The following is a 6,465-nucleotide window of genomic DNA, read 5'->3' on the forward strand; positions in this document are numbered from 1 at the left end:
CGCGCCGCGGCCCGCTCTTCGTACACACCTTTCACGCTCTTTTTCGACGCCCTCCGACTCTTTTGGGGAAGCAGCCATGACCATCGCACCCGTCTCGCCCGTCCAGGCACTGCCGGACGCCGTCCAGGACGCCTTCGTTCCCCCGGCGCCGCTGCAGCACCTGCGCTCGCCCGCCACCCGGGCCACCCTGCGCATCCAGCAGCGGATCCTGGCCGCCGCCCGCGAACTGCTGGGCACCGAGGGCTTCATGGAGCTGCTGCCCCCGACCATCGGCGCGGTGACCGACCCGGGCGGCCGTGGCGCCAAGCAGGTGGACATCGACTTCTACGGGCACACCTACAAGCTCATGACCAGCGGCATCCTCTACAAGCAGGCCTCGCTGCTGGCCTTCGACAAGATCTTCAACGTGGCCCCCAACGTCCGCATGGAGCCGCTGGAGACGGCCACCACCCACCGCCACCTCGCCGAGTTCCACCAGATCGACGTGGAGGTCGCCGGAGCCACCCGCGACGACGTGACGGCGCTCGCCGAGCGGCTCGTGCGCCACGTCGTCGCCGCCTGCGTCGCCGACATGGGCGAGGAACTGGCCGTACTGGGACGGGACGTCGACGCCCTCAGGGCGATCGCGGAGACGGACTTCGGCAGGATCACGCACCGGGAGGCCGTCGAGCGGCTGCACGTCCTGGGCCACGGCCAGAGCACCGACGCGGAGCTCGACTGGGAGGGCGAGGAGCTCCTCTCCCGCAAGAGCCTGGGCGCCTTCTTCGTCGTCGACTACCCCAAGGGCTCCCGCGGCTTCTACGACCGCGAGAGCACCACCGACCCGGGCGTCCTGCACAACTTCGACCTGATCCTGCCGGGCGGCTACGGCGAGGTCATCAGCGGCAGCGAGCGCGAGTACGAGTACACGCGGCTGATCACCCGCATGCGCGAGACCGGCGAGAACCCCGCCAAGTACCGCTGGTACCTGGACATCGCCCGCGAGGGCCTGCCCGCCAGCGCCGGCTTCGGCATCGGCCTGGAGCGGCTCACACGCTGCGTGGCCGGCCTCGACGCCGTGTGGCAGGCCTGCTCCTTCCCGAAGATCCCCGGGGTGGTCTCGGCATGACCGCTCACCCCCTGGGCGCCCCGGGATACGAGGAAGGGGCGATCCGCGACAGGGCGCGCCGCGGCGCGGCGGCCGTCTTCCCCGACGCGGGCTCCTACGGACAGACGCTGCTCGGCGCGGAGCCCGGCGGCCCCGCCGGCGGCGACCCGCTCGACCGGATGCGGATCGTGCCGCCGGTCTTCGTCCCGCAGCGGCTGGAGAAGCTCTTCGACCTGGGCGAGGAACCGCTGCCCAGCGATGTCGTCCTGGCCACCTCGATCGGCGGCTTCTTCTCCCCCGTGCCGCTGTACGTCTCCGCCTTCGGCTCCACCCAGGTCGCTTCGTCCACCCTGGGCGAGGACCTCGGCCGGCAGGCCGGACGGCTCGGCATCCCGATGGTGATCGGCGAGAACGTCGTCCCGGTCAACGGCTACGGCCGCGGCGGCGAGAGCCGCCCCGGCTCGCTGCTGGCCCGGATCTCCGGATACATGGAAGCGGGCGGCACCTCGGGCGGAATCGTCGTCCAGCAGTCCACGCAGGACGCGGACGCCGAGGTCTGGAACATGGTCTACAGCGACCCGACGGTGGCCCCGCTGCTCGAATCGGGCCGGCTGGCCTTCGAGCTGAAGGTGGGGCAGGGCGCCAAGCCCGGCCTGGGCGGGATCACCCTGGTGGACCGGGCGGCCGCCGGATCGCTGTCCGACCGCTTCCAGATCACCGACACCTACGGCTCCGACAGCGACCAGGTGGTCCGCTGCGCCACCCCGGGGACCTTCACCGAGGAGATCCTCACCCAGCAGATCCGGCTGATGCGCAACAACTACCCGCGCTGCCGCGTCTGGGTGAAGCTGCCCCCGGGCCGCGACATCGCCCGGGCCGTCGACGTGGCCCTGCGGGCCGGCGCCGACGCGGTGAGCGTGGACGGCGCCGAGGGCGGCACCGGCTGGGCGCCCCGCGTCTTCCTCTCGCAGGTCGGACTGGGGCTCGGCGAGTGCCTGGCCCGGATCCGCGCGGCGGGCGGTGCGCAGCGCGGGCTGCTGGCCTCCGGGCGGATGTGGGAGGGCGGGCGCGCCCTCAAGTGCCTCGCGCTGGGGGCGGACGCGGTCGGGCTCGGCCGCGCCGCACTGCTGGCGGTCGCCGAGGACCCGCAGGAGGGCCTGGTGCGCCTGGTGGAGGCGCTCCGCTTCGAACTGCAGCTGCTGATCAGCGCGCTCGGCAAGTACGACGTGTCCGCCCTCTCGCCGGAGGACCTCTGGCTCCCGGAGTCCACCGCCACCCCGCTGCCCACTGCTTCACTCAACTCCGTCATGGGAAAGGTGTCGTGACCTCATGAGCCACGAAGAAACGAAGACCGCTCTGCTCACCGAGCTGGCCGACGAGGACCACAAGGTGCTCGGCGTCCCCGCGGCCGACCCCGCCGAGGCGGTGGAGTACTTCTACCGCACCAAGCTGCGCTGCGAGACGGACGCCTACGACGTCCACCACGACCTGCGGGCGGGTCACGGCGGCTTCGTCGTCCTCGACGTCCGCAAGCCCGAGTCCTACCGCGCCGAGCACGTCGCCGGCGCCCTCAACCTCTCGCACCACGACATGACCCCCGAGGACGTGGCGGCCCTCGATCCCGGGCAGGTCTACGTCACGTACGGCTGGGGACCCGGCTGCAACGCCGGGGCCAAGGGCGCGGCCAAGCTCGCCGCCCACGGCCTGCGCGTGAAGGAGATGCTGGGCGGCATCGAGTACTGGAAGCGGCAGGGCTTCCCCCTCGAGCAGGGCAGCTGACCTTGCGGCGCCCGTCCGGCGGAGGTCCGCCCCGTCACGAGACGCCCCTGCACGAGACGCTGCTGCTCGCCGTGGCCGGCTCCCTCGACCCGGTCGTCGTACGGCGCCGCCACCGGGAGCTCGGATACGCGCTGGCCGCCGCCGTCCTGCTGGACCTGGAGCGGACCGGCCGGGTCGAGGTGCGGCCGGACGAGGTGCTCGTACGGGACTACGCGGCCGCGGCCGACCCGGTCGCGGACGCCCTGCTCGAGCGGATGGTGCTCGCCGACCGGGCGCTCGGCGCGCGGGCCTGGCTGGAACGCGCGGCGGACGGGGCGCTGAGCGCGGTACGCGCCCAGTTGCTGGAGGCCGGCCGGATGACGCGGGTGCGCAGCAGCCGGTTCGGCCTCTTCCCGGTGGTCGGCCACCTGCCGAGCGACGCGCGGGAGGCGGCCCGGCTGGCGGCCCTGCTCCGCGCGGAGACCCCGGCCGAGGATCCGCGGCGCGCTCCCGACGGCGGGGCGGCGCAGGTGCTGGCCACCTTGCTGGGCGCGGCCCGGCTGGGGCCGGCGATGGGCTGCGCGCCGGCGCCGCGGGCCCGGTGCTCGCCGCCCGTGGCCATGGTCGCCGGGGAGCTGTCGCGGGCCGTCGCGGCGGCCTGCGTCCCCCTCGTGTTCGGCGGATGAGTCACCTCGACGCCTCCACCGGCCGGTACAGCAAAACCGCCCCTGACCCGTCGGAACGGGTCAGGGGCGGTTCAAGAGCGGTAGCGGTGGGATTTGAACCCACGGATAGCTTGCACCATCACACGCTTTCGAGGCGTGCTCCTTCGGCCGCTCGGACACGCTACCGAGAGAGAGCTTAGCCCAAGGAGGGCCGTGCTCTGAAATCCATACCCTCGGAAGGGGGTCCCCCGGCCCCGATCGTGCCGCGCCCGGGGTCAGAGATCGCGGAAGAAGTCCTTCAGCTGCCGGGCGCACTCCCCCGCGAGCACGCCCCCGACCACCTCGGGCCGGTGGTTGAGCCGGCGGTCCCGCACGAGGTCCCACAGGGACCCGGCCGCGCCCGCCTTCTCGTCGGCGGCCCCGTAGACGACCCGGGCCACCCGCGACTGCACGAGCGCGCCCGCGCACATCACGCACGGCTCCAGGGTCACCACGAGGGTGCACCCCGGGAGCCGCCATTCCCCGAGCGCGGCGGCCGCCCGGCGCAGCGCCAGTACCTCGGCGTGCGCCGTCGGGTCGCCGGTCGCCTCGCGCTCGTTGTACCCGGTGGAGAGGAGATCCCCGCCGGGGCCGAGCACGACGGCGCCGACCGGCACGTCGCCGGCCGGCACCGCCCGGGCAGCCTCCTGGAGCGCCAGGCGCATGGAGTCCCGCCACGGGTCCCGTACGGGATCGGGTGAGTGCGCGATGATCACTAGCGGACGGCCTCCAGCACCTCGGTGGCGCCGAGCGAGTCGGCGATCTCCGAGAGGGCGTCCCCGTCCAGGGTCATCAGTTGTTTGTGGCTCACCCCGAGGTCGTCGAGCAGCCGGGGGTCGCCGAGCGGGCCGGTGGGCACCGGTTCGGCTCCGGCGCGGGGTCCGTCGTCCGCGTCTTCGTCTTCTTCCTCCTCGGTGTCTTCGTCCGCGTACGAGGCGATGGCTTCGTCCTCGCCGTCCTCGGTGCCGTCGAGGTCGAGTTCGTCGAGTTCGTCGTCCTCCTCGTCCTTGCCGAGCAGCTCGTCGGTCAGCATCGAGCCGTAGGAGCTGCGGGAGGCGGTGGAGGCGTTGGACACGTAGTAGCGCGGGTCTTCCTCGCCGTCCACGCGGACGACCCCGAACCAGGCGTCCTCCTGTTCGATGAGGGCAACCACCGTGTCGTCGTCGACAGCGGCGGAACGGGCGAGATCGATCAGATCACTCAGGGACTCGACGTTGTCGAGTTCCATGTCGCTCGCTTCCCACCCGTCTTCGGTGCGCGCGAGCAGTGCGGCGAAATACACCGTGACTCTCCCACTGGTCATAGGCGTGCCGGTTGGAGGTCCCCCCGGCCGGAGGTGGGTGGGGAGTGGAACGGTCGTCCTGCTCACCGTTTCGAACCCCGCCCAATCGGCATCGTGGCAGAAACGGAGGCTTTGCGAGAGGTCTTCCGCGCCGTGGCGCTGGCCGCGCGTGTTGTACGGGGGCCTCGGGAGCCCGGTCCGGCGGCGCGCGGCGGGGCGCCCGGGGCCAGGTCGGAGGCCGGATCCGGGACCACGCGGGGACCGCGCCGGGGCCCTCACCAGCGGAAGGTGCGCATGCGCATCTGCTGGCGCATGCGGGCCGCGCGGGCGCGTCTGGGCTGGACGCGGTCGCGCAGTTCCCGGGCCTCGTGCAGATCGCGGAGGAACTGCGCGCGCCGGGCTCTGCGCTGCGCCGTGCTTTCCGGTGTCTCGTGGTCGTCGTCGGGCATGGGTCACCGCCCCTGGATGGTCCGCTCCGGTCCGCCCCCCGCCCCCCACCTTCCCTCGGACCAGCGGTTTGATGCCACCTTCCGCCGCGTATCAGTCGGATTCCGACAGGGTCGGAATCACCGCCACGGGCCCGTGCGCGTGCTGGAGGACCGCGTTCGCCACCGAGCCGATCATCAGGGACCGGATGTGCCGCCTCGGGTGGTGGCGGCCCACCACGACCAGCGACGCCGAGACCGAGGCGTCCACCAGCCGGCCCGCCGCGTCCCCCGGCACCGCCGCCTGCTCGACGGGCACCCCGGGGTACCGGTCGCGGAAGGGGGCCAGCCGCTCGGTCTGGTAGCGCAGCATCTCCCGCTCGGCCGGCACCGCGTCGTCGTCCTCCCCCGCCAGCGACTCGGGCGGGATCACCGCGAAGGGGCTGTCGATCACCATCGTCGGCGCCGGCGGGATGCTGTACGCGGAGACCACCTGGACGCCCGTCCCCCGCGCGGCGGCCTCGGTGAACGCGAAGTCCAGTACGTCGTCGGGCGTCTCCGCGGTGTGCAGCCCGAGCACGATCCGGCCGGCCGAGGGCTGGGCGGCGGCCCCTGCGGCGCGCGCCTCGTGCGCGACGACCACCACCGGGCACGCCGCGCTGGTGGCCACGGCGCGGCTGTTCGAGCCGAGCAGCAGGGAGGCGAAGCCGCCCCGGCCGCGCGAGCCCATCACCAGCATCCGGGCGCCCTCCCCGACGGCCCGCAGCGCTTCGGGGACCGAGCCCTCCATCGCTTCGTAGGCCACCTGGGAGGGCATCGGGGGCCCCGTGGCCAGGAGCTCGCGGATCCGGTCGCCGACGGGGTCGGCGAACTCCTCCGGCTCGGAGGGGTCGTGCAGCGACGAACGGCGTGCCGCGTACAGCTGGGCGCTGTCGGGCAGCACGTGGGCGACGAGCAGCCCGGTGTGGTGGCGCACCGCCGCGGCCCGTGCCCACTCCAGCGCCTTGAGGCTGTGTTCGGATCCGTCGACGGCCGCGATCACCAGGGGGTCGGTCATCTCTCCAGACTGCTGGGGGTCCGGGCGGGTCGCATCTCCGGGGGGGGGGGGGGGGGCGGCGCCCCCGGCCGCGGGGGGGGGGCGCCCGCCGCGCGGGCGTGGGGGTGGGGGTGGGAGTGAGAGAGGGCGATGGCGTGGGTGAGAGAGAGAGG

8 protein-coding genes and 1 tRNA gene are annotated in these 6,465 nt (G+C 73.5%); 4 read left to right on the forward strand and 5 right to left on the reverse strand.

Annotation, left to right across the window (positions count from 1 at the left end):
• Nucleotides 1–76 precede the first annotated feature (76 nt).
• Genes ACWF9Z_RS08170 through ACWF9Z_RS08185 form a run of 4 tightly spaced genes read left to right on the forward strand, consistent with a single transcriptional unit; the run spans nt 77 to nt 3,531 of the window.
• Nucleotides 77–1,108 carry an asparagine synthetase A gene (locus tag ACWF9Z_RS08170; RefSeq protein ID WP_453598749.1) on the forward strand — a complete coding sequence of 344 codons (1,032 nt, stop codon included), beginning with the start codon at nt 77–79 and terminating at the stop codon, nt 1,106–1,108.
• Nucleotides 1,105–2,412, forward strand: a complete 1,308-nt coding sequence (locus tag ACWF9Z_RS08175) for a glutamate synthase-related protein (protein WP_453598751.1) — start codon at nt 1,105–1,107, stop codon at nt 2,410–2,412. Before ACWF9Z_RS08170 ends, ACWF9Z_RS08175 begins: the two co-directional genes overlap by 4 nt.
• Nucleotides 2,413–2,416: 4 nt before the next feature.
• Nucleotides 2,417–2,866: a rhodanese-like domain-containing protein gene (locus tag ACWF9Z_RS08180; protein WP_453598754.1), complete on the forward strand. Its 450-nt coding sequence runs from the start codon at nt 2,417–2,419 to the stop codon at nt 2,864–2,866.
• A 2-nt stretch (nt 2,867–2,868) separates the two neighbouring features.
• Nucleotides 2,869–3,531, forward strand: coding sequence for a GPP34 family phosphoprotein (locus tag ACWF9Z_RS08185; protein ID WP_453598756.1), 663 nt, complete (start codon nt 2,869–2,871; stop codon nt 3,529–3,531).
• 78 nt (nt 3,532–3,609) lie between these two features.
• On the opposite strand, the gene ACWF9Z_RS08190 is transcribed toward ACWF9Z_RS08185, so the two are convergent.
• The 5 genes from ACWF9Z_RS08190 to ACWF9Z_RS08210 form a co-directional block, all read right to left on the reverse strand.
• Nucleotides 3,610–3,696, reverse strand: a tRNA-Ser gene (locus tag ACWF9Z_RS08190).
• 89 nt (nt 3,697–3,785) lie between these two features.
• Nucleotides 3,786–4,214 carry a tRNA adenosine(34) deaminase TadA gene (gene tadA / locus ACWF9Z_RS08195; protein WP_453598826.1) on the reverse strand — a complete coding sequence of 143 codons (429 nt, stop codon included), beginning with the start codon at nt 4,212–4,214 and terminating at the stop codon, nt 3,786–3,788.
• Nucleotides 4,215–4,264: 50 nt separating this feature from the next.
• Nucleotides 4,265–4,831, reverse strand: a complete 567-nt coding sequence (locus ACWF9Z_RS08200) for a tRNA adenosine deaminase-associated protein (RefSeq protein ID WP_453598759.1) — start codon at nt 4,829–4,831, stop codon at nt 4,265–4,267.
• 275 nt (nt 4,832–5,106) lie between these two features.
• Nucleotides 5,107–5,280, reverse strand: a complete 174-nt coding sequence (locus tag ACWF9Z_RS08205; RefSeq protein ID WP_384660455.1) for a hypothetical protein — start codon at nt 5,278–5,280, stop codon at nt 5,107–5,109.
• 91 nt (nt 5,281–5,371) lie between these two features.
• Nucleotides 5,372–6,313, reverse strand: a complete 942-nt coding sequence (locus ACWF9Z_RS08210; RefSeq protein ID WP_453598762.1) for a universal stress protein — start codon at nt 6,311–6,313, stop codon at nt 5,372–5,374.
• Between the last annotated feature and the right edge of the window lie 152 nt (nt 6,314–6,465).

The sequence above is a fragment of the Streptomyces sp. NPDC054961 genome (genome assembly GCF_053609145.1).

What these genes read in the sequence shown, in the direction of transcription:
- ACWF9Z_RS08170 (WP_453598749.1), top strand. Translation starts at nt 77, where the DNA reads ATGACCATCGCACCCGTCTCGCCCGTCCAGGCACTGCCGGACGCCGTC.
- ACWF9Z_RS08175 (WP_453598751.1), top strand. Translation starts at nt 1,105, where the DNA reads ATGACCGCTCACCCCCTGGGCGCCCCGGGATACGAGGAAGGGGCGATC.
- ACWF9Z_RS08180 (WP_453598754.1), top strand. Translation starts at nt 2,417, where the DNA reads ATGAGCCACGAAGAAACGAAGACCGCTCTGCTCACCGAGCTGGCCGAC.
- tadA (WP_453598826.1), bottom strand. Translation starts at nt 4,214, where the DNA reads ATGCGCCTGGCGCTCCAGGAGGCTGCCCGGGCGGTGCCGGCCGGCGAC.
- ACWF9Z_RS08205 (WP_384660455.1), bottom strand. Translation starts at nt 5,280, where the DNA reads ATGCCCGACGACGACCACGAGACACCGGAAAGCACGGCGCAGCGCAGA.
- ACWF9Z_RS08210 (WP_453598762.1), bottom strand. Translation starts at nt 6,313, where the DNA reads ATGACCGACCCCCTGGTGATCGCGGCCGTCGACGGATCCGAACACAGC.